Annotated in this window: 20 protein-coding genes; 9 read left to right on the forward strand and 11 right to left on the reverse strand. The window is 43.0% G+C overall.

What is annotated here, in order from left to right:
* Positions 1 to 7: 7 nt before the first annotated feature.
* The 6 genes from dotG (at position 8) to ACJMKR_RS02380 (ending at position 8,770) form a co-directional block, all read left to right on the forward strand.
* A complete protein-coding gene (dotG, locus tag ACJMKR_RS02355) occupies positions 8 to 3,193 on the forward strand; it encodes a type IVB secretion system protein DotG/IcmE (protein ID WP_423064274.1) in 3,186 nt (1,061 codons plus the stop codon).
* Positions 3,194 to 3,230: 37 nt separating this feature from the next.
* Entirely contained in the window at positions 3,231 to 3,974 is a 744-nt protein-coding gene (locus ACJMKR_RS02360) for a type IV secretion protein IcmG (protein WP_423063614.1), read from the forward strand.
* Positions 3,975 to 4,004: 30 nt separating this feature from the next.
* Positions 4,005 to 4,508 (forward strand): type IV secretion protein IcmC, encoded by a 504-nt coding sequence (locus ACJMKR_RS02365; RefSeq protein WP_423063615.1) that lies wholly within the window; start codon positions 4,005 to 4,007, stop codon positions 4,506 to 4,508.
* Between the two features lie 159 nt (positions 4,509 to 4,667).
* Complete coding sequence (locus ACJMKR_RS02370) at positions 4,668 to 5,084, forward strand: type IV secretion protein IcmD (RefSeq protein ID WP_423064275.1); 417 nt, start codon at positions 4,668 to 4,670, stop codon at positions 5,082 to 5,084.
* A 13-nt stretch (positions 5,085 to 5,097) separates the two neighbouring features.
* Positions 5,098 to 5,718 carry a type IVB secretion system protein IcmJDotN gene (gene icmJ / locus ACJMKR_RS02375; RefSeq protein ID WP_423064276.1) on the forward strand — a complete coding sequence of 207 codons (621 nt, stop codon included), beginning with the start codon at positions 5,098 to 5,100 and terminating at the stop codon, positions 5,716 to 5,718.
* Entirely contained in the window at positions 5,714 to 8,770 is a 3,057-nt protein-coding gene (locus ACJMKR_RS02380; RefSeq protein ID WP_423064277.1) for a type IV secretion protein IcmB, read from the forward strand. Before icmJ ends, ACJMKR_RS02380 begins: the two co-directional genes overlap by 5 nt.
* A 21-nt stretch (positions 8,771 to 8,791) precedes the next feature.
* Here ACJMKR_RS02380 and ACJMKR_RS02385 read toward each other — a convergent pair whose 3' ends face one another.
* Together ACJMKR_RS02385 and ACJMKR_RS02390 are read right to left on the reverse strand one after the other, a co-directional pair.
* Positions 8,792 to 9,235 carry a hypothetical protein gene (locus ACJMKR_RS02385; protein ID WP_423063616.1) on the reverse strand — a complete coding sequence of 148 codons (444 nt, stop codon included), beginning with the start codon at positions 9,233 to 9,235 and terminating at the stop codon, positions 8,792 to 8,794.
* Positions 9,236 to 9,260: 25 nt separating this feature from the next.
* Positions 9,261 to 9,899, reverse strand: coding sequence for a hypothetical protein (locus tag ACJMKR_RS02390; protein WP_423063617.1), 639 nt, complete (start codon positions 9,897 to 9,899; stop codon positions 9,261 to 9,263).
* Between the two features lie 203 nt (positions 9,900 to 10,102).
* Here ACJMKR_RS02390 and ACJMKR_RS02395 point away from each other — a divergent pair, with 203 nt between their 5' ends.
* The gene (locus ACJMKR_RS02395; protein ID WP_423063618.1) at positions 10,103 to 11,815 is read left to right on the forward strand and encodes an NAD-dependent malic enzyme; all 1,713 of its coding nucleotides are present in this window, start codon (positions 10,103 to 10,105) and stop codon (positions 11,813 to 11,815) included.
* On the opposite strand, the gene ACJMKR_RS02400 is transcribed toward ACJMKR_RS02395, so the two are convergent.
* The 4 genes from ACJMKR_RS02400 to ACJMKR_RS02415 all read right to left on the reverse strand — a co-directional run bounded on the left by ACJMKR_RS02400 (position 11,812) and on the right by ACJMKR_RS02415 (position 14,742).
* Positions 11,812 to 11,964 (reverse strand): hypothetical protein, encoded by a 153-nt coding sequence (locus tag ACJMKR_RS02400; RefSeq protein WP_423063619.1) that lies wholly within the window; start codon positions 11,962 to 11,964, stop codon positions 11,812 to 11,814. The genes ACJMKR_RS02395 and ACJMKR_RS02400 overlap by 4 nt on opposite strands.
* Positions 11,965 to 12,318: 354 nt before the next feature.
* Entirely contained in the window at positions 12,319 to 13,356 is a 1,038-nt protein-coding gene (locus ACJMKR_RS02405; protein ID WP_423063620.1) for a succinylglutamate desuccinylase/aspartoacylase family protein, read from the reverse strand.
* 5 nt (positions 13,357 to 13,361) lie between these two features.
* Positions 13,362 to 14,267: a 30S ribosomal protein S6--L-glutamate ligase gene (rimK, locus tag ACJMKR_RS02410; RefSeq protein WP_423063621.1), complete on the reverse strand. Its 906-nt coding sequence runs from the start codon at positions 14,265 to 14,267 to the stop codon at positions 13,362 to 13,364.
* A gap of 4 nt (positions 14,268 to 14,271) precedes the next feature.
* Positions 14,272 to 14,742 carry an ATP-dependent zinc protease gene (locus ACJMKR_RS02415; RefSeq protein ID WP_423063622.1) on the reverse strand — a complete coding sequence of 157 codons (471 nt, stop codon included), beginning with the start codon at positions 14,740 to 14,742 and terminating at the stop codon, positions 14,272 to 14,274.
* Between the two features lie 152 nt (positions 14,743 to 14,894).
* On the opposite strand from ACJMKR_RS02415, the gene ACJMKR_RS02420 reads away from it, so the two are divergent.
* On the forward strand, positions 14,895 to 15,371 hold the full coding sequence (locus ACJMKR_RS02420) for a Rap1a/Tai family immunity protein (RefSeq protein ID WP_423063623.1): 477 nt from the start codon (positions 14,895 to 14,897) through the stop codon (positions 15,369 to 15,371).
* 385 nt (positions 15,372 to 15,756) lie between these two features.
* On the opposite strand, the gene ACJMKR_RS02425 is transcribed toward ACJMKR_RS02420, so the two are convergent.
* From ACJMKR_RS02425 to ACJMKR_RS02445, 5 genes are all read right to left on the reverse strand, one after another.
* A complete protein-coding gene (locus ACJMKR_RS02425; RefSeq protein WP_423062605.1) occupies positions 15,757 to 16,989 on the reverse strand; it encodes an IS256 family transposase in 1,233 nt (410 codons plus the stop codon).
* Between the two features lie 258 nt (positions 16,990 to 17,247).
* The gene (locus ACJMKR_RS02430; RefSeq protein WP_423064269.1) at positions 17,248 to 18,087 is read right to left on the reverse strand and encodes an IS3 family transposase; all 840 of its coding nucleotides are present in this window, start codon (positions 18,085 to 18,087) and stop codon (positions 17,248 to 17,250) included.
* A 104-nt stretch (positions 18,088 to 18,191) separates the two neighbouring features.
* Complete coding sequence (locus tag ACJMKR_RS02435; protein ID WP_423062353.1) at positions 18,192 to 18,401, reverse strand: transposase; 210 nt, start codon at positions 18,399 to 18,401, stop codon at positions 18,192 to 18,194.
* A gap of 93 nt (positions 18,402 to 18,494) precedes the next feature.
* Positions 18,495 to 20,033 carry a transposase gene (locus tag ACJMKR_RS02440; RefSeq protein WP_423063404.1) on the reverse strand — a complete coding sequence of 513 codons (1,539 nt, stop codon included), beginning with the start codon at positions 20,031 to 20,033 and terminating at the stop codon, positions 18,495 to 18,497.
* A 105-nt stretch (positions 20,034 to 20,138) separates the two neighbouring features.
* Complete coding sequence (locus ACJMKR_RS02445) at positions 20,139 to 21,032, reverse strand: IS982 family transposase (RefSeq protein ID WP_423062298.1); 894 nt, start codon at positions 21,030 to 21,032, stop codon at positions 20,139 to 20,141.
* 33 nt (positions 21,033 to 21,065) lie between these two features.
* Between ACJMKR_RS02445 and ACJMKR_RS02450 the strand changes: the two genes are divergently transcribed.
* A complete protein-coding gene (locus ACJMKR_RS02450; RefSeq protein WP_423063624.1) occupies positions 21,066 to 21,830 on the forward strand; it encodes a hypothetical protein in 765 nt (254 codons plus the stop codon).
* Positions 21,831 to 21,904: the final 74 nt, after the last annotated feature.

A 21,904-nucleotide genomic window follows, 5' to 3' on the forward strand; every position in this document is an offset into this window, starting at 1 on the left:
TAATAAGATGAAAAATTTCGGCAAATTGTTCCAAAGCGCTAAAGTTCGTGTCGTTACGGCTGCAGTTGCTCTAGTTGTGATTGTGGCTCTTGTCGCTCTCATTTGGCATCACCATGAAAAAACAAGTGCTTTCAAGAGTGACGCTGCTGTATCCGGTTCACCGGGTATTCAATCATTGCCTGGCGCAGGTAATCCTTCCGATGCCTATGTGAAATCGCAAAACATACAAAATGCAATGGAAGCTAAAGCCGCACGTAGAGATGCAACGAGCTTTGTGCCAACGATAACGCGTCAAAGCTTTGTAGGCTCGCCAGATTCTTTTGAGGAAAATACTGCTAAAGCCATTCCACTCCCGAAAAAATTGGAATGTCCGATTAAAAAAGTGGTTTATATGTATAAACCGAACCCTGCAAGTTGTACCGTCGCTAATTTAAAATTAGCGCGAAGTGCCGGCGTGACGGCAGAGGAATTATTGTGTCAATCATGTTCGTGCCCATCATTGCGTTTAGCAGGCTATTCTGCGGGTGATCTAAAAGATGTGGGTTATTCAGCCGCTGATTTGCGTAAATGTGGTTACACGCTGGATCAACTCATGTCCGCTGGATTTAGCGCTGCTGATTTAAAAGCGGCTGGATTTAGCCCGGCACAATTAGAGGCGGCTGGATTTACAGCAGGCCAATTATTGGCAGCCGGATTTGCACCCAATCAATTAAAGGCAGCCGGCTACTCAACCGCACAATTACAAGCAGCCGGTATCAATACGACGAAAACGAACTGCGATGTTGCCGCGTTGAAAAAAGCGAGAGCCGATGGTGTTACTGCGACAGAACTGCGTAAAGAAGGTTGCGGACTTGCAGCTTTGAAAGCAGCAGGATTCACGGCGGCTGAATTAAAAACAGCAGGATTTTCTGCACAACAATTGAAAGATGCAGGCTTCACAGCGGCACAATTGCATGCAGCAGGATTCACAGCGGCTGATTTAAAAACGGCAGGATTTAGTGCGGCGCAATTAAAAGCAGCAGGCTTTTCTGCGGCAGCGTTAAAAGGAGCTGGATTCAGCGATGCAGCGTTACAAACAGCAGGATTCACCGCGGCGCAAATTAGAGCGGCTAACATGGCATCGAAAATCTGTGATGTGGAAGCACTGAAGAAAGCACGCGCTAATGGTGTTTCTGCTAAAGCGTTAAAAGACAAGGGTTGTAGTTTGGCGGCGTTGAAAGCGGCCGGTTACACTGCCGCTGAGTTAAAAGCCGCAGGCTTTACAGCCGCACAATTGAAAGATGCGGGCTTCAACGCTGCGCAATTAAAGGCAGCAGGCTTTACAGCGAAACAACTGCATGATGCCGGTTTTTCAGCCGGGCAGCTAAAAAATGCGGGTTTTACAGCGGCACAATTAAAAGCGGCTGGCTTTAATACCAAGGCGTTAAAAGACGCGGGCTTTACACCGGCACAATTGAAGGCAGCGGGATTCAGTGCGGCTGCATTAAAAGATGCAGGCCTCAGTGCTGAGGATTTAAAAGCCGCTGGCTTTGGTGTAGCGGCGTTAAAAGCAGCAGGCTTTTCGTCGGGTGAAATTAAAGCTGCCGAACTTTCTTCTACCTCTTGCAGTATTAAAGAGCTAAAGAAAGAGAGAATGGCTGGTGTTTCTGCAACTCAATTAAAAGAAAGAGGTTGTGGTTTGGCCGCATTAAAAGCAGCAGGTTATACAGCGGCAGAATTAAAAGCTGCAGGATTCACGGCGGCGCAATTAAGAGCAGCCGGATTTAGCGCAAAAGAACTGCACGATGCTGGCTTTTCTGCTGCTGCATTAAAAGCAGCAGGCTTTAGTGCAGCACAATTGAAAGCGGCGGGATACAATGCTTCCCAGTTGAAGGATGCTGGTTTTTCAGCAGCGGCATTAAAAGCAGCGGGCTTTAGTGCCAAAGATTTAAAAGATGCAGGCTTCAGTGCCAAAGAACTGCACGATGCAGGTTTTAGTGCCAAGGCACTAAAAGACGCAGGCTTTAGTGCAGCAGCATTAAAGGCTGCGGGATTTAATGCCGGTGAATTAAGGGCAGCAGGTTTTAGTGCGAAGGCACTAAAAGACGCAGGCTTTAGTGCCAAAGAACTGCACGATGCTGGTTTTTCAGCATCCGCATTAAAAGATGCAGGTTTTAGTGCCGACCAGTTGAAAAGAGCGGGCTATACCAAAGGCGACCTCTTGCGAGCAGGTTATACTGCAAAACAATCAGGTTATGCGACAGAAAAACCCGCAGCGACTTCGCAAGGTCAGGCTAGAAATAACAATATTCCGACCACCAATACAGAAAGTGGCGCAAATCAAACGAATGGCAGTGCGTCTCTACCCTCCATTGGAAGCAACTCACCGGAAGCGCGTCTGCGTGCCATTCAAAAAATGCAACAAGAGGAATTAAATCAACAGCAACAGCGTGATCTCGTCCAGCAAATGCAAGGGCAAATGAGTTTGCAGGCGCAGAAATTAATGGCGGAATGGAGTAATAGCAGCACGCAAACCTATGCCGAAGCTGTGCAAACACCAGCGGGTGTTGCCGGTCCGGGGGGTGTTGGTGCAGGCGCTAGTGAAAATGGTGATGGAAAATCACAATCCGCAAAAGCATCTGGGCCTGTTGTCAAAGCAGGAAGCATTATGTTTGCCGTGTTGGATACAGGTATCAATAGTGATGAGAAAAGCCCAATTCTAGCAACCATTGTAACAGGCCAATTAAAAGGTGCTAAATTGATCGGTAACTTCACTCGGGTTGACAAAAAAGTGTTGGTTAAATTCAGTGTTATTAATGTGCCACACTTTGCACATACCTTTCCGATTAATGCAGTAGCGATTGATCCAAACACAGCGCGAACTGCTGTGGCTGGTTATGTAAATAATCACTATCTACTGCGTTACGGTACGTTGTTCGCATCAGCATTTTTGTCCGGTTTGTCGCAAGGTATTTTGCAATCAGGTGCAACACAGGATTGTTTCTTTGGCATTTGTCACACGACCTATAAAAGTCTCAATCCAGGTGAGTATGTTGCATTGGGGCTCGGCAATGTGGGTACACAATATGCAAGTGTGATGAGCAGAAACTTTAACACTCCGCCCACCGTTAAAATTTCAGGCGGAACGGGTATCGGCATATTATTTATGAGCGATGTGACGTTGCCACAACCATTACCAAACCATAATTCATAAGTTTAGATAAAAGAACCATAGGGGGAATTGAAATAAAATGACTAAGCACGATGAACATAAATCTACGGATGATGATTACCAGTACCCCAATGAGGAATATGTGGATGAGACCACGCCAGAGGAAGAGAAAGAAGAAACACAGACGGAAAGTCGCGCGAATTTTATAATTCGCCTTATTCAAAACAACAAGCGCGTTACGGTTGTTGTTGTTCTGGTGATAGTGGCCTTAATCGCATTTAAGATCATGGGGCATCATAGCAAGCCCGAAGTCATTGCTACCTCAAAACCTGCGGTGCAACAACCTATTGTGCAGCCAGAGGCTCCTCAAACTGTTGCTCAGACAGCACCAAGTACTGAATTAATGGACCAACTGGGTAGTTTGAAACAGAGTGCGCAAGAGAATCAGAATGAAATCAGTCAGTTGCAAAATCAAATCTCAGATTTACGAACGCAACTCAGTCAAGCAAACTCGGCACAGACACAGCTCAATCAATCCGTGGTTATGTTAGTTCAACAGATAAAACAACTAACAACCGAAGCTCATCAACAGCCTGTGAAAAAAGTAGAAAACGCAGCGCCGCCACCACCACCGTTAGTCTTTCACTTAAAAGCAGTTGTGCCAGGGCGTGCTTGGATCGTGAGTAACGATGGATTATCGGAATCAGTTAGTGTAGGTGATACCATTCCGCAATATGGCACGGTAAAAGTGGTCGATGCTGATCGTGGTATGGTGCTTACAAGCTCGGGCAAAGTGATCGGCTATGGGGAGAATGATCACTAAACTTAACAAACTTACCTAGGAGGTAAACGCATGAACCCAACCACCCTGATGAACAGTCTGGGTACGATAGCGGGCATTGTCCAGACCGTTTCAATTCTCATGGGGTTGTCATTATTCATGTCGGGGCTTTTTCGGTTAAAGCGTTATGGTGAGATGCGTACATTCATGTCTCACCAAATGACGCTGGCTGGGCCATTGTTGACGTTGATCGGTGGGATCTGCTTACTGTCTTTACCGTTGGTGGTGCGTACAGGCTTGTTAAGCTTTTGGGGTACTAGCAATCCACTGCGATACTCAGGACCCCAGGAAGGGTTTGAACAGCTTATACCGCCTATTATTATGCTTGTTCGCCTGCTTGGAGTTGGATCCTTCATACGAGGTATTATTTTATTTTCGCGGGGGGGGCGAGAAGGCTCCCCACCCGGTACTGTAGGCAAGGCGATGATACACATTTTTGGGGGGCTGCTATGTATCCACATATTGGGTACGGTAGATTTGGTGAAGGAAATTTTAGGATGGTCGGTACCAACCTGAGAACAACAGGGCTTACTGTAAGTATGGAAAAAAAGCAGTTTCTAGCGGTTTCTTTAATATTTCCTTAAGGTTAGGACGGTATATTGTCTAAGATTAATGTAAAAACAAGTAAGAAAACAAAGTCTTATTCTTGTATTGTTAACTCGGAGATTGACGATCATGCAAACGAAAAAAACTAGTTTATTCCGTAAGATATTGAAACCACTATTAATCGTGGGCTCAATAGCCGGAGTGTTATTTGCCGGTGCTGCATTAGCCGGTGTTACGCAAGGAATAGCTTTGTCGAGTATTGCCAGTAACGTTGATACTTCTGTTAAAGAAATTTCAACCGTGATCAGTGATATTTCATTGATTGCAGGTGTTGGCTTTGTGATGGCTTCATTCTTTAAATTCCATCAGCACAAACTGAATCCAACGCAAGTACCCATCAGCCAAGGTGTTACACTATTATTGATTGGCGCGGGATTGATTATTTTCCCATCCGTTCTACCAACAGCAAAACGCGCGATCTTCGGATCAGGTGCTGAAATTGCTAAAGTCGGTGGTGGGCAAATCCATAGTATTATCGGCAGTTAGTAATGTTGCTACGATGGTTTTGCATGATATCAAATTATCAGCAACGGATGGCAATTGGCGACTCTTCATGGTAAGAAAGGCAGACCCTGCCTTTCTTACTTTTCAAAATAAAGTCTTTGAGCGGGATGAGAACACCTGCCAATTTTGCCGATTTCAGGCGAGAGAACATCTTGATGTCGTCAATCTTGATGGCAACTACCGTAATAATCGCACCAGTAATTTAGTGACTGCGTGTAGTTTCTGCGTACAGTGTTTCTTTTTAGAGGCCATTGGTAAAAGTGATTTCGGTGGTGGGACATTAATTTATTTGCCCGAAATGACGCAAGGGGAACTGAACGCGCTTTGTCATATTTTGTTTAGTACCATGGTGAATGGCTCAGAACAAGCATCGCAAGCGCGAAACATTTATCGCAGTTTCAAGCTGCGCTTACAGCAAATCGAAAAGATACTCGGAGAGGGGCTTAGCAACCCAGCATTGTATGGTCGTGTATTGATTGATGCTAATGTGAAAGAATTGGCAGCATTAAATGCTGAATTAATGCCTAAGTTACGACTGTTACCGGATATCACTCGATTTACGATGCAACTCAAAAGATGGTCGCAAAACGCGCTGGAAGAATTAAGTTATGATTAAATATATTCGCTCATTTTTCGGCATATTCGAAAGTTTATTTTCCTGGATGAGCACATCGCTGAAACAAAACACGGCTGCCTATTGTGAATTACAAACCGCCGACAGCGAAACGGTGTTAGTCGCTCATGATGGTTCATTGATATCAGTCTTGCGATTAGAAGGGGTCACGTCACTCATTGGTAAAGGCGAATTTGATCAAATTCAACTGGGTTTACAGCAATCGCTGCAAACCATCATGTCTCAAGCGGGTCATGTCATACAGGTTTATTTCAGCTATAACAGAGATGAAGTGCGTGGAGAAATTAGTGAAATATTAAATCCTGCTGAGGTGACAGCCAAGCGTTTGGGTCTGAGACTAAACGATTTATTTCAAGAACGGATTAATCATTTAAGCAATTATTGTGCTCACGAAGAAGTTTATATTGTTTTATGGACGCGTCTTAAATCATTAACAAATGAGCAGATAAAGCGCGCAACTCGGGATAAAAGAAGAGTCATCAGTAAGCAGAAGATCCCTCCGTTTAAATCCACGCAAAATATAATTGCGGCCATTCCTGATTTACGTGAGAGTCATGATTCTTTTATACGCTCGGTGACGAATGATTTTAACAACTGGGGCTTAGTCACCCAATTATTAGAAGTGCACGATGCTGTGCATGTCATGCGAAAAAGTGCTGATCCAGAATTCACCGATCGCAGTTGGCGCCCTTCTTTGCCGGGCGATAAGATCACTATTAAAGCGTCTAAAGAAGCTGCGGGTGAGATATCCGACATTTTGTGGCCCTCACTAGCGCGACAAATTTTACCGCGTGACGCAGAAAATGTAGATTTGCGCACGGCCCGTGTCGGTGATCGCATTTATGCATCGGTCTTCATCAATTTATTTCCAAAAGATATACAAACATTCGCTCGTTTGATGGGTAGAACGCTTCAAACACGTATTCCGTGGCGCATCTCATTTTTATTTGAAAGCGATGGATTGGCCGGCACGAATATTCGCAAGGTATTGTCTTCGGTATTGAGTGTGACATCTGCGCAAAATCGTTTAATACACGATTCGCTGAACTTATTAAATTATATTAATTTAAACACCGACGATGCTGTTGTGAAGCTGCGTGTGTCGGCAGCAACTTGGGCTCCGGAAGGTGATGTGCGGTTATTGCGCGCGCGCGCCTCGATGTTGGCGAAAGCCATTGAAGGTTGGGGTTCTTGTGACGTCTCGGAATTGTCGGGCGATCCCTATGAAGGTGTTGTGTCCAGCATGGTGGGTGTTTCAGGTACAAGTGTTGCAACGGCATCGATTGCGCCGTTGTCCGATGTGCTCTATATGTTGCCGCTGTTTCGCCCCGCATCACCGTGGGAGCACGGTGCAATTTTATTTCGTTCACCCGATGGAAAGCCTTGGCCTTATCATCCAGGTTCGCATCATCAAACAACATGGATCGATTTATTTTATGCACGGCCTGGTTCGGGTAAATCCGTATTATCAAATGCGATTAATTTAGCCGTTTGTTTATCGGCAGGGATTCAACGCTTGCCTCGCATTTCCATTATTGATATCGGCCCTTCGAGTAGTGGTTTAATTTTATTGTTAAAAGATGCCTTACCTGCCGATAAAAAACATTTAGTGGCGTATCATCGTTTACGTATGCGCTCTGATTATGCGATCAACCCTTTTGATACGCAGCTTGGTTGTCGCCACCCAACACCACAAGAGCGTGCATTTTTGGTGAATTTTTTAAGTTTGCTTGCAACGCCCATTGGGTCGGATAAAACTTATGACGGTGTGGCGGATATGTCCGGTTTAATCGTTGATGAGCTTTATAAAAATAAAGCAGATGATGGCAATCCAAACGTTTATGCTATCGGTATTGAGGAAAGCATCGATGATATTTTAGAAGAAATTGGTTTCGTACAGGATTCACAAACGAGTTGGTGGGAAGTCACCGATGCTCTATTTATGGCGGGCTTTACACACGAAGCCTTATTGGCCCAACGCCATGCTATGCCAGTATTAGCTGATGTGGCGGCAATTTGTCGTTTGCCAGCCATTCAAGACTTATACGGAAAAATTACGGCACCAACGGGTGAGCCATTAATCCACGCATTTGCACGAATGATTTCGAGTGCTGTGCGTGAATATCCTATTATTTCACAAGTAACGCGATTTGATTTGGGTGATGCACGTGTTGTTGCGCTTGACCTGGACGAAGTTGCGCGTAGTGGTGGAGACGCCGCTAACCGTCAAACGGCTGTGATGTACATGCTGGCGCGTTATGTGTTGGCTCGTCATTATTTTCTAACAGATGATAACGTTGCCGATATGTCAGAAGCGTATCGTCATCATCATCAAGCACGCATTGCTGAAATTCGTGAGGATCCCAAGCGCATTGTATTCGACGAATTTCACCGCACAGCCAAAGCGCAAGCCGTGCGCGATCAAGTTATTCAAGATATGCGTGAAGGGCGTAAATGGAAAGTGCAGGTGGCATTATTATCCCAATCGCTTGAAGATTTCGATGAAATCATGGTCGAATTTGCAACCTCCGTATTTATTATGGAAGCAGGTCCGGAACAAGCCGTGCGTAAAACTGCAAAAGTATTTGGATTGACGAGTACGGCAGAAATTGCTTTAAAAACTCGTGTGCATGGACCGCGTGAAGGCGGTGCTACGTTCTTAGCACAATTTGCTACAAAGTACGGTTTAAACACGCAGTTATTAACGGCTACTTTAGGTCCTGTCGAGTTATGGGCATTAAATACGACCGCTGAAGATGTAAACATTCGTAATCAGTTGTATAAAAAAATCGGACCCAAAGAAGCGCGCCGAATATTATCGCATCTATTTCCGTCGGGCACTGCCGCAAAAGCGTTGGAAGATCGCTATGCAGAATATAAAGAAGAAGGTCGTATGATTGACGACTCTGCAAAGACCAGCGTCATGCAGGAATTAATTCATGACATACTGCAAGAATATTATGGTGTTGCAGAGCAAGAGAAACCCAAAACAGTCAACGCAGTTAAAAAGCCAGTAACGGCAGATGCACAGTGATTTCTAGAAGTGCTCTTTAGATTATTTATTCTCATCAACCCTATCACAACAGCCTGACACTACTCTGTCTGGTAGAATGACAATGGCATCATAACCGTGGTTTTCATCGGACATGCCGTCTGTGCAACCATTCGGATTATCTTTAACAATGATGGTAACGGGCTTGTTGTTATCTTGTATTGTCGTTTCATACACACGTAAATAACTGTCTTTCATCCCTTGTGCACCTCGAGGTTTAACGGGGTTCATCATCAGGTCAACAGGTTCTGGTGAGTGATATTTGAATTCTTTATCACTCATGTCGAGTGACCAAAATGGTTCGGTCCCCGCACACTTGAAAGGTTGAGTAAATTGGTATTCTGGTTCTTTCGTTTGTGAGCTATCACCATTATCTGCAAATGTAAGTGTGCTGATTGAAAACAGTGATATTGCAACGATTACAGATTTAAAGAATTTGCATCGCATCCTGATTCTCCTTTTCGTTCAACACCTAGTTGAACATATAATACAAACCAGCACTGATGGTCCAGAAATGACGTACATATTGACTGCTCGTCGGTGTGTACTTAAATAAAGCTTGAACAGCCCAATTCGGGGTAAACCAGAAATCTGCACCGCCACCAAAATGAATGTTAACTTGGTCATCTTGATTTAATGTGGACGTTCCCGCAAGCGTTGTAATGGTAGCGCCACCCCATGATGTGATATCGCTGCCTATTAAGCCGATGAGGTCGAAGTTATGAATCGGCCAGTAGCCTCTAAAGTCAAAGTAAAATCCTTTCGGTTTTTCAGTGATTGTGAGTGTAGCGGGTCCTGTTGTTTTACTTTTACGGCCAAATTCATGATAGCCCCACGCAAACGCGATGTATTGGCCGTATTTCAGACCAAATTCTAACTCATACCCTGAAAAATTATTCGGAAATTCTCCAGTAGGGCTAAAGGTAAGGAATGAGTTTTGTATGAAGTCGGTCGTGGTATTCGTGTTGTTTTGATGTAAATAAATATAGTTTATACCAATAAACGGACGCAGGTGTGGTGCTGGAGGGGGGACAATTTCAGGGCCACCTGCAAGTGCAGAGCTGCTAATGAGGCTCGTTATCAGCAATCCAAAAAGCATTTTCCTAAGCATATTAACTCCTTTCATTCCATTTGCTTCAGTCTAATATCAATAGTCTAGCGAATTGATATCAGGCCTTGGGAATAACGAAAAAATAAACGTTAACTGATTTAATCCCAAAGAGTCAAGGGATACAGCTTATCAAGGTCATTGCGAAGACTGCTTCGATATTATAAAGTAAATACAGTACTCATATTGGGAAGGATACCAATACCATGCTTAAGTACAAACTCATTCGAGACAAACAAGGGAAGATTCAATTCATAGAAACCCCGCTCATGCACAGCGAGCTCCTCAATACGCCTAAGCTCAACAAAGGAACTGCATTTACACAAGAAGAACGCGAAACATTTGGACTTTTAGGTAAGTTTCCTGTACGTGTAGAAACCCTCGAGGAACAAGTAAAGCGGACTTATCGTCAATATCAGGAGCATGAAACAGCTCTAGACAAAAATGTTTACTTGAATAGCCTGCACGATAGAAATGAAACAGTTTTTTTCAAACTCGTGGGCGAGCATCTCACCGAAATGCTACCGATCATTTACACGCCCACAATTGGAGAAGCGGTCGAAAAATTTAGTCAAGAATTGCGTAAATCGCGTGGATTATTCATCGATTATAACGATCAAGATCGCATTGAAGAAATACTCGACAATCGATTCAATCCCGAGATTGATATTGTTTTAGTGACCGATGGTGAGGGTGTGTTGGGCATTGGTGATCAAGGCATCGGTGGTATGGACATCGCGATCGGAAAATTGATGGTGTATATCTTGTGTGGGGGTATCGATCCGTTAAGAACATTACCAATACAACTGGATGTCGGTACGAATAATGAAAAGCTGCTAAATGATCCCCTATATTTAGGGTGGCGACACAAGCGTATTCAAGGTAAAGACTATGATCAATTCATCGATAAATTCGTAGTAGCCATTCGTAAAAAACTACCCGAAGCTTTTTTGCATTGGGAAGATTTTGGCCGTGAAAATGCACGGCGTAACTTGGCCCGTTTTCGCGATAAAATGGCGACCTTTAATGATGATATGCAGGGGACCGGAGCGACTGCATTAGCGTGTATTTTGGCAGGGATAAAGGCGACAGATACTCAATTTTCAGATCATCGCATCGCCATCTTGGGTGCGGGAACCGCTGGCGTTGGCATTGCCGATCAAATTCACGACGCTATGGTTCAATCGGGCATGTCCGAAGAAGAGGCACGCAGACGCTTTTGGTTAGTTGATCGACCTGGGCTGCTCACGAGCGATATGAAAGATTTAGAGCCATTTCAAAAACCTTATGCGCGTGATCCTAGTGAAACTAAAGGTTGGCAACGCGAGCACGATGATCAGATTAGTTTTTACGACGTTGTTAAAAATGCAAAACCTACGATTATTATTGGTTGTTCCACCGTGCACGGTGCCTTTAATGAAAAAATTATTAGAGAAATGGTTTCGTACACGAAGCATCCTTTGGTTTTTCCCATGTCGAATCCAACGTCTAAATCTGAGGCGGAGCCTGCCGATGTGATTAAATGGTCTGATGGCCAAGCATTGCTTGCGACGGGAAGTCCATTTGAGCCAGTTGATTTCAAGGGAAAAAAAATTCCTATCGCACAGGCAAACAATGCGTATGTTTTCCCAGGAGTGGGGTTGGGTGTTATTGCCGTCAAAGCGCAGCGTGTCACTGACGGTATGTTGAGGGTAGCCGCGGATACGTTGAGTGATTGCGCGCCTGCGATGCATGATAAATTTGCGGCATTGTTGCCAGATTTAGAGGATGTGCAAGCGGTCAGTAAAAAAATTGCCTTGGCTGTTGCCAAAAAGGCTCGTGAAGAGGGTTTCGCTGGTGTGCCCGATGATTTGGATCTACGCAAAAGGATTGAAGATATCTTTTGGGAGCCGCAATACTATCCGTACAAGAAGGGTTAAATCGATTCCGTATAGTGCCAATCAACACAATCAATGGATTGTTTATTATTCATCCACGCATCATGCACTTGCTTCGCTGATTTAAAGTCATCAGCGAGCAGATAATCACGAACTTTGCGTTTGAGCTGTTCTGGTAAGTCTTCGTACATTAAAGGTCTCCAACCTGTATATGTTCAACGCTGGTGAACGTCAGAATACACTGCAGTGCCAGATAGTGGAATAGATAATATCTCACAAAACTGCGAGTCATGTCTGATTTTTAGAGTTCTAATATTATTTAATTATTTCTTAAGGGCTGCTCTTGAAATTATTTTTAATCTGAAAAAGAATTTATCGATTTCAATTGCTTACATATCGCGGTTGGGGTTACTGTTTTTCGGGAATCGCTATCCCTGGCTGCTAAGTAGATCCATGGTACTTACGCCCGCAAAACAGTAATCCCAGTCCTTATGCCGCAATTGAAAGCAATTTAAAAATAGATTTCAAGAGCAGCCTTTAAGCTCTTAATGTATGGCCGGATCATCGTAAATTAAACTCAAATCTTCAAGATTATTGTTCGATTTTGCATTTTTTACTTTTTTGAAACAGGCGATATGGAACAGTGCTTCGCCCCCGTTAATCAAAGGGATATTGGTGTGTCCAATAATAATGCCTGTTCGCGGTGAGATGATGTCGATTTCTTCGCTTCCAAATGGATCTGCAATGATCCCGATGCGTTCACCTTTTTCTACTTTCTTACCAAGCGATTTGAATGCGTGCATGATACCGCTGCGTGGTGCACGGATCCAAATCGATGAGCGAACGGTAATCGGGCGAATCGGCGCTATTTTTTTGTGTCCGTTTGTTTTATCAATCATGCCTAATTCTTTCATCACATTCAGAACGCCTCTCACGCCGGTGCGAATAGCAATTTCATTGAAACGCAAAGCTTCGCCACCTTCGTAAACTAGAACAGGAATGCCGATTTCGCTTGCAGCACGGCGTAATGATCCGTCACGTAGATTGGCACTTAAGATCACCGGAGCATTAAATGCTTTTGCCAATCGTTCTGTGCCATGCTGCTCCAGATTCACGCGAATTTGCGGTAAATTTCGCCGATGAATTGTGCCGGAGTGAAGGTCGATACCGTGTGTGCAGTGCGTGACAATTTCGTCCATAAATAGTCTTGCTAAACGAGATGTGAGTGAGCCAGTTTTTCGGCCCGGGAAGCTACGGTTTAGATCGCGCCGATCGGGTAAATAACGCGACTGGTAAATAAATCCGTACATGTTGACGATGGGCACTGCAATTAGCGAACCTTTTTTCAGTTTTTTCAAAACCGATAATTTTAAAAGACGCCGAATAATTTCAACGCCTGAAATTTCATCGCCATGAATTGCGCCACAGACAAAAAGCCTCGGCCCTGGATTTTTACTATTGATGACATTAACCGGGATATCGATGGGGGTGTAAGTATAGAGCTCTGGTGATGGAAGCTTGATACTGATTCGATCCCCGGGTCGAATGATTTGTTCACAAATAGTAAACGTGTTTTTTGCCATATTGATCATCCTTGATAATGACTGTGTTTTGTTATGGGTTTAGCATTTTTCTCAATATATTGAATAATAAGGCTCGCAATATCTTTTTTGCACGCTTCTTCGATGCCTTCTAATCCTGGGGAAGAATTCACCTCTATGATTAATGGGCCGCGATCTGACCGTAAAATGTCAACACCTGCAACATTTAAACCTAAAAACTTGGTGGCATCGATGGCAAGCTTTCGCTCCTTTGCCGTAATTTTTATGGGAGATACGCGACCGCCACGATGGACGTTCGATCTAAATTCACCCGGCGGTGCTGTTCGCTGCATCGACGCAACCACTTTATTGCCGATCACAAAGCAACGGACATCTTTGCCTTGCGTTTCTTTAATAAATTCCTGCACCATGATATTTACTTTTAATCCTAGAAACGCTTGGATGACACTTTCTGCAGCTTTTTTAGTTTCCGCTAACACAACACCAATGCCTTGTGTGCCTTCAATTAATTTAATAATTAATGGTGTGCCACCTACCATGGCAATGAGGTCGTTGATATCGTCGGGCGAATGGGCAAAGCCTGTGATCGGTAATGGAATGCCTTTGCGTGATAATAATTGTAACGAACGAAATTTATCGCGTGAACGCGTGATGGACATTGAAGTATTGAGACAGAATGTCCCCATCGTTTCAAAATGACGCACCACGGCCGTGCCATAAAATGAAATAGAGGCACCTATTCTTGGGATCACCGCATCATAGTCCGGCAATTCTTTTCCCATATAATGGATGCTCGGTTGTTCGGGGTTTAAGTTCATATAACAACGTAGTGTATTAATGATTTTGACTTGATGGCCGCGTTCCAGCGCTGCTTCTTTTAAGCGTTGCGTTGAATACAATTCTGTTTTTCGAGATAGAATCGCTATTTTCACCTGTTTAACCTTTTTGTGAGCTTGTTAAGAACGATTGACTGGGATCGACGATGAGGCGCTCATGCATGGCGGTACGACCCAGCAGCATACGAAAGCCCATGGTATCACGATTGGTGAGGGTAATTTCAATGGGCCAGCTCACATTATTCACTATTATAGGTGTTTTAATCACAAAGCGGAGTTCGCGGTGGCCGCCGGAGTCGGTGATCCATCGTTCGTCATAAACGTCTGCCTCACAATTGATGATGGTGGTGTCGTCTTTTTGAATGGGGTGGATTTTGAATTGAACCCGATGGATGCCATTCTCCTGCTGGGGCTTCACATCGAAGGCATGAAGTGCGGAGGTGCGTGCGCCCGTATCGATTTTCGCTTTGATGTGTTGGATGCCGAGTTCCGGAAGGGCAACCCATTCGCGCCACCCAATAACAATTTGTTTTTTATTCATAATGATGAAGTCCTTGCCGATGCGACCCATATTGACAACTATAATACCAATAAACTCGTAGTGTGAAATATCAAGCTCACTGTAGTAGGGTTTATCGATTTAAAACAAATTAGCCCTTGAGGTAAAGCTGAAAACTTTATCCTATAGTTACCGATAGTCGGAATAACAGGGTAAATACTCTAATGTATAAATACGGATTGATTGGCCTGGCTGCTGTAACCCTTCTTATGGCGATTTCACCAAGCTTAGCGCAGCAGCAAAACACCTATTACATTAAAGGGAGTCAGCTACTATCTTATTGCGAAGACACCGTTAAGATGATGCAAGGGCAGCATTATAATGTCTCAAAATCCAGTTGGTGCATCGGATTTATTCAAGGCTCTGTCACTGCGCATCGATTTTTTAGTGCTTATTATGCGGTAGAAAAAAACGAAAAGAATGATATGTCAAACAATTCAATGTTGGCAGAAGTCGCAAAAAACCGCGTTTATTGCATACCAAGCAACGTCACGCTGGGGCAAATTGTAAGAGACACCGTAAAATTTCTCGAGAAGAATCCAAAGTTTCAAGACGAGCAAGCAAGCCTCAGCATCGCTCGCGCGTTAAGTAAAGCCTACCCCTGTCATGCGCAGAGTAAAGGTAAGAGCGGCGATCAGTGATTTCATTAAAATAAAAAACGTGGTAGAAATTTTATCTATTTCTACGGTAAAGTCATATCTTCTTCTTTGAACATCGTACGAGGGAAAGAGAGATGATAACCGGGTAGGGATGTATCCTTCCCTTTGCCTGTTTTCGGGTTTGGGAGCGTGATAAGCAGGATCTGTAGTGACTTCGGCATCCTTTGAGTCTTCCTGGTCATTCCGGGTAGGCGAAGAAGATGACGCCGGAGCTGCAGATTTTGCAACTGAAACGGGGACTGTTTATTAGTTTGTGTAAATCGCGTCAGTCAGAATTATGAATCAGCCATTGTGTTAACTGATTTTTTAATTTTATCAAAAACTACATTGCGTTCAAATTAATTTCCTCTCTTATGAATTTTAAGTTTTATACAAAATCCGCCAGGCGATCTTCAAACATAAGGGCAAAACGATTCATGGCGGCACCCCAGTCTCGAATCGGCATGGTCCATTTTTTGGCTATATTTTTTAACCCTAAATAGAGTTGTTTTAAAGCGGCATCGTCCGACGGAAAAACTCGTTTATTTTTAATAACTTTTCGGATACTCATGTTCAGTGATTCAATAGCGTTAGTGGTATAAATCACCCTCCGAATTTCTGCCGGATAAGCAAAAAATGGCACAATGCGCTCCCAATGAGTCAACCAACTTTTGGCAATCGAGGGAAATTCAGCATCCCATTTCTCAGAGAAACTCGTCAGCGCCAATTCTGCTTCTTCAACCGTACTGGCCGAATAAATAGCTTTTAAGTCAGCGGCCACTTCTTTTTTCTTTTTCCAACCCACATAGCGCAATGAATTCCGCACCATGTGTACAATGCAAAGCTGTACTTGAGTGTTAGGATACACAGCGCCAATCGCATCAGGAAAGCCCGTTAGCCCGTCAACGCAACAAATCAGGATATCTTCTAGGCCTCGATTTTTTAACTCCGTTAATACATTCAACCAGAATTTAGCGCCCTCATTTTGGCTAATCCAAATACCTAGCAATTCTTTTTGCCCATCGATATTAATTCCTAAAGCCAAATACAATGCCTTATTGATAACCTTTTTATCTTGCTGCACTTTAATCACTAAAGCGTCCAAATACACAATCGGATACACCTTGTCCAACGGACGACTTTGCCAAGCCTTCACTTCTTCAATCACTTCGTTGGTTACTGTAGAAATGAGACTCGAACAAATAGTTGTGCCATACAAATCTTTCAACTGATCTTGAATATCACGGGTAGTCATACCCCGTGCATAAAGACTCATAATTTTGTCATCCAAATCATCAAAGCGGGTTTGATGTTTTGGAATCAATTGCGGTACAAACTCATTGTTACGATCACGAGGAACCTCAATGGTCATCTCGCCATCTGTTGTTTTGATCGTTTTTTGGCTGTGCCCATTGCGGGAATTACCACTATTGTTGCCAGACACTTCGTGTTTTGCATAACCCAGCGCGTCCGTCAGCTCCCCTTCCAGAATACGCTCCGTCAGTGCCTTTTTTAACTCCTTTAACAAACCAGTATCACCGAAAATATCAGATGCGGTCTTGGTATGTTTGAGAAAATATTCCACAACCTGTGGATCTAATTTATTGGTTTTCATTGCCATAGTCAAAGACTCCGTATAATTTTAACGACCTTTCCCTGACTATCGCATTTACACAATCTTATTTACAGACCCTCTTCGTAATCAATTGAGGCTTTTCATCTTTAAGCAATTTTAAGAATTTATTGATATTTAATGAATCTCCATGAGTATCATAAAGGCGCATTAGGGCTAAGGCCATCATGTGGTGGTGCGTACTAAAACAATGCTGGAGTGTCCAGTGATCTTCCCTCACTTTACCGGACACATTTTTTTTCGATTTTACGCAGCACATTCAAGCGCAACAGGGGTCTTGTAGTCAATAGCTGAATGCATTCTTCTGTGATTGTAATAGCCTTCAATATACTGAAAAAGACTTTGCCTTGCTTCAGCGCGTGTTGTGTAATCATTCACATGCACAAGTTCCGTTTTTAGGGTATGGAAAAAACTTTCTGCAATGGCATTATCCCAACAATTAGCCTTTCTGCTCATTGAACCAATCAGCTTGTTTTGCTTGATGATTTCCCTATATTTTTTCGAACAATATTGACTGCCCCGATCAGAGTGTATAATCACTTGCTTTGGATATTTTCGTTTGAATAACGCCATCAATAACGCATCACACACTAAATCTTGTTTCATGCTTTTATTCATTGACGAGCCAATAACCGAACGTGAATGCACATCGATAACCACCGCTAAATACAACCAACCTTCACGGGTTGGAATGTACGTCAGATCACTCACCCATTTTTGATTGATCGCCGTTGTCGTGAAATCTCTCTTTACAATATTCTCAAAAATAGGCTTGTTGTGACCCGAGTCTGTGGTTATTTTAAATCTACGCTTGGCAAGTGCTTTTAAGCCCATGGAGCGCATACGCCGCTCAATACGCGTGTGACTGCAGGAAATCGATTCCGCTTGCAATGCACGAGTTATACGTGGTGAACCGTAACGTTGTTTGTTTCTCATATAAATTACCTTAATTTTTTCATCTAATTGTTGGTTTGCTTGCTCACGTGGGCTCATAGGTCGCGATAGCCAGTCATAATAACCACTACGACTGACACCCAGTACATCACATAGCAAGTTAATTCCAAATAGTTGGGCGTGCTTTTGAATAAAGCTGTACTTTACTCGAGTTCTTTCGCGAAGTACGTGGCCGCCTTTTTTAGAATGGCTTTCTCCTGTTCCAGTCGTGCCAGTCGCTTCTTAAGCTGTTGATTTTATTCAATGAGTTCCCCTATGTTGACCGGTTGCTTTGCGCTGGGATGAATCACTTCACCACTCTTCCTGGCTTTATCCACCCAGGTGTGGAGGGTCGCTTCGGGCATGCCTAAGTCTTTTGCAGCGCTTAACACGGAAGGAGAACTGAGTGCTAGATGGATTGCTTCTTGTTTAAATTCCGGTGTGTATTTTCGAGTCTTCTTTGTCATGAGATCACCTCTTTGTTACTTCATATTGGACTTTGGATAAATAAAATCCCTTGCCAGTTAGGACAATAATCAAAAAATGTGAGTTTCTAAATCTTAAGCTGTTTTTTGCAGCAATTCGTAGAATTTCTCAGGTGTAAAATTTATTTTATCCAACCATGATTTTACTATCCCAATCAAATCCTCTATTTTTTCAGGGTCTGAGTTTTGCGTCTTTTCTTCAGTCCTCTGAATCGTTTTAATTTTTGAGTTGCTATTTTTGAAAATAGCAGGATGTCGCGTGCATTTCCGCTGCGTATCACCTTTGGTTCTGCCTTGCGGATTACCGCGTGGTTTGCAGAGATTAGCAGGCGTGCCAACGGTATCAAGCACCGTAGAAAAACCCCGTTGCGTTTGTGAAGGGGTCGCAGTTATTGATGGTTTTTCGTTATCCACTTGGAAGCTCGGCAAATACCGCTCCCATTTTTTCGGTAAAATCGGGGCAAGATTCCTCGCTAGATAAAGTTGCGTATACGCTAATGCTGTCATCCGCCACCAATCTTCTTCGTGCTTAACATCCGGTGTTTGGTATCGGTCAAATAACAGTTTGTCTTTACCAAAACGAAAGTAGTGTTCAATGTCATAGCGTCTATCGTAATAGTGATAGGCTTCTAATGCTGTGATTTCATTACGTCGTTCACCAGCGAGTCCTAACCAGAGTGGATTTTTATATAAAGATTTACCGTTAGCATCAACCGCAACCAATTGCACAACAGTAACAGGATGCTCATATCCTTTAAATTGCTTTGAACCACGCAGTAATTGGTCACGCCATATTTTAATCTCCAATTGGTAAGTTTTGCCACTGCGGGTTGTAATGGGTTGCTGCACAATCTCATCGGATTCACGGTGAGTCGTGCTGTCGTTTAGTTTCATCGCATCACCATAGCGTTTTATACTTCCTGAGGTATTATCTTCTATTGATGCGGGCGCGAAAACATTACGGGTACTGTTAAAACGGAAAAGATGTACCCAATTGGGATTTTCGCTAACCAGTTTACGGCAAGCTTCTGTACCATATTTTGAATCAGCCACGCTAACCACCAATTTATGAGTAAGCGCTAAGTCTGCAATACAACGGTTAATTTGCTGCATCCCAACTACATTGCCTTTTTCATCGCTTTTAACGCGCCTCGTATCCAGTGGAACTAACCAATGCTTTTCTTGAGCTGCACCATCATTGGGCAATAGTGATACCGTTGAATATTCATGTCCAATGGTAATCGGTTTGTTACCCGGTGCTGGATTAGGGCTGTAAACCACATGGCGATCTTCAACACAGTGTGCACTTTGACGCGACTGTGGTGTCGTATCCGCAATAATGATCACACGGTCATCGCTATGACTCACATGTTCATATTGTATTTTCATCATGCTATCCCAACAATTTGCTACCGACAAACCATCGCTAATCGCATCGGTAATACTACTGTATTCACGTTCAAAGTATGGCGATTCACATAATTCTATGGGTGTTTTGCAGCGATGGCCATGGCTTGAAAGGGCATCGAGTAAATTCATATTGGCATCGCGTCGCGCGGGGAAGATGTTGTAGAGGAATGTACGGAATTGTTTTAGTTTTTCTGTCGCTAACATCGTTTGTTCCTTATTTTATTTTTTCGAACAAACGTTGTTTACAACGTAAAATTTTTTTTCGGTTTCTATGTCAAGCAATTTTTAATTATTTTTATAAATTTAACCTCAGTTCTGGATAACTGCGTATAAATTATTCTTTATATTGTTGGTTTTTATTCCTGGTTTGTTTGGTCGCCAAGAATAGGCAATTAGCGCTGCAAGGGTATTGACTAAAAAATTAATCGGACTACGATGACGCGAATGCTCAACATGATACAAGTTTTTCAACTGATCGATAATCGTTTCTACGATGCCACGTTGTTTTAGGAAAAACTTTTCAAATGCAGAAAGCATTTTGTTCTTCATATTTTTACGGACTTTTGTCACAAATTTTAAATCGTGTTTTGCCAAATCGTCCGCAAGATCTTTTCCAAGATACCCTTTATCGCCAGCGCCCAACCCCTTTAAATTAGCCATTAATTTTCTAACAACAGCGCGATCATCCACGTTCCCTTTCGTTAAACAAAAACGGATTAATTCCCCTTGATGATTAATCACAATATGTAGTTTAAAGCCGTAAACCCAGCCCATTGTGCTTTTACTGCGTTTAGCAATGCCTTTGAAAACCTTGTTTCGATAAATTCGTTTATTGTGGCATACGCGTAGTGTAGTTGAGTCAATATAATACAATCCCGTGTGTTTGCCCTTTCTCGAAAGCAAATAGGCGGCGAGCATCATTAGCGCTGCTGATTGGCAGGCGACAAAACGTGTGTAACTCAGCGCCGTAGGAAAATACTTCTTCATGTCTTGTAAAACACATCCACAATAAAAATCCTTAAATGTGCGATAGTGACTCATTTGAAACAACACAATGATGGTGCCAATTTCAGACAAGCTCATTTGCATCGCTCGATCTCGTTTTCTGTCTGGGTTCGGTAGCAAATACTTTGATTGACCTTTCAAATAATCCTTGCAAAAATCATCCATATCACAAAAAATCTCCGTGACCGGTGCCAACATGATTAACTCCTGTTACATTATTTAGCTGTAATTTTGGAGCTAAATTTTAGCGGTTCCGGTCTTTTTTTCAATTATTTCATTCACTTATTCCTTTTCTTATACAGAACTCAGGTTAAATTTATCCAAAGTCCAAAAGATAGTTTATCACTTAGTCCAAAATCTACCACACTCTTTGAACGCGCATTAGAAGCTTGTGCAGATTTCTGTTTTGAAACCCCAACAGTCTACTACATTGAAATATCTCCCAGTTTAGGAAAAAAAAGCAGCATGATAGTCCCTGTCAAGACAGTCATTTATCTATATATTTTATGCCAGCACCTCTCTCGACTCCTTCCTTCTGCAGCCGTTTGCCTCGAGAAAGGCAGACTTTTCCTGACATTAACAGAGAGTATCCAGCTCCCTTCTATTCAAATAGAAGAAATCAAGGGATCTCACAGAACTCCCTCCCAACCATTAAGGCGTAACCCAAAAACCGGAATCCCATTAAAAAAACTCAGTGAGCTAAAGCAAAAATTACAGCAGGACCATCAACCCCTAAAAGCTCAATCACCATCACGGGCGAGTGCATCAGAAACTTGGTTCGATAAAACTAACTTCGATGCCGAAATAAAAAACGCTAACACTGCTCTAGCTGCCCTAAAGCATATAGCTAGTTTGCTGCCCCCTCTTAATATAGAAGGATATCGCTATAACGAAGAGGGTCTTTCTGCTGAGGTTACTGGCGTGAAAAATGTTAATACCGCTTCTTTTATCCTACATCTGCACATGCTGATAAAGCATACATTTTTTATCGTATAAAAGATAATCAGAGCTTCGATACGTGGAAAACAACAGTAAGAAATTTTTTATACCCAAATAACACAGCAGCACAT

Origin of the sequence: Candidiatus Paracoxiella cheracis (assembly GCF_049348705.1) — a bacterium.
Taxonomy (GTDB): Bacteria; Pseudomonadota; Gammaproteobacteria; order Coxiellales; family Coxiellaceae; genus Paracoxiella; species Paracoxiella cheracis.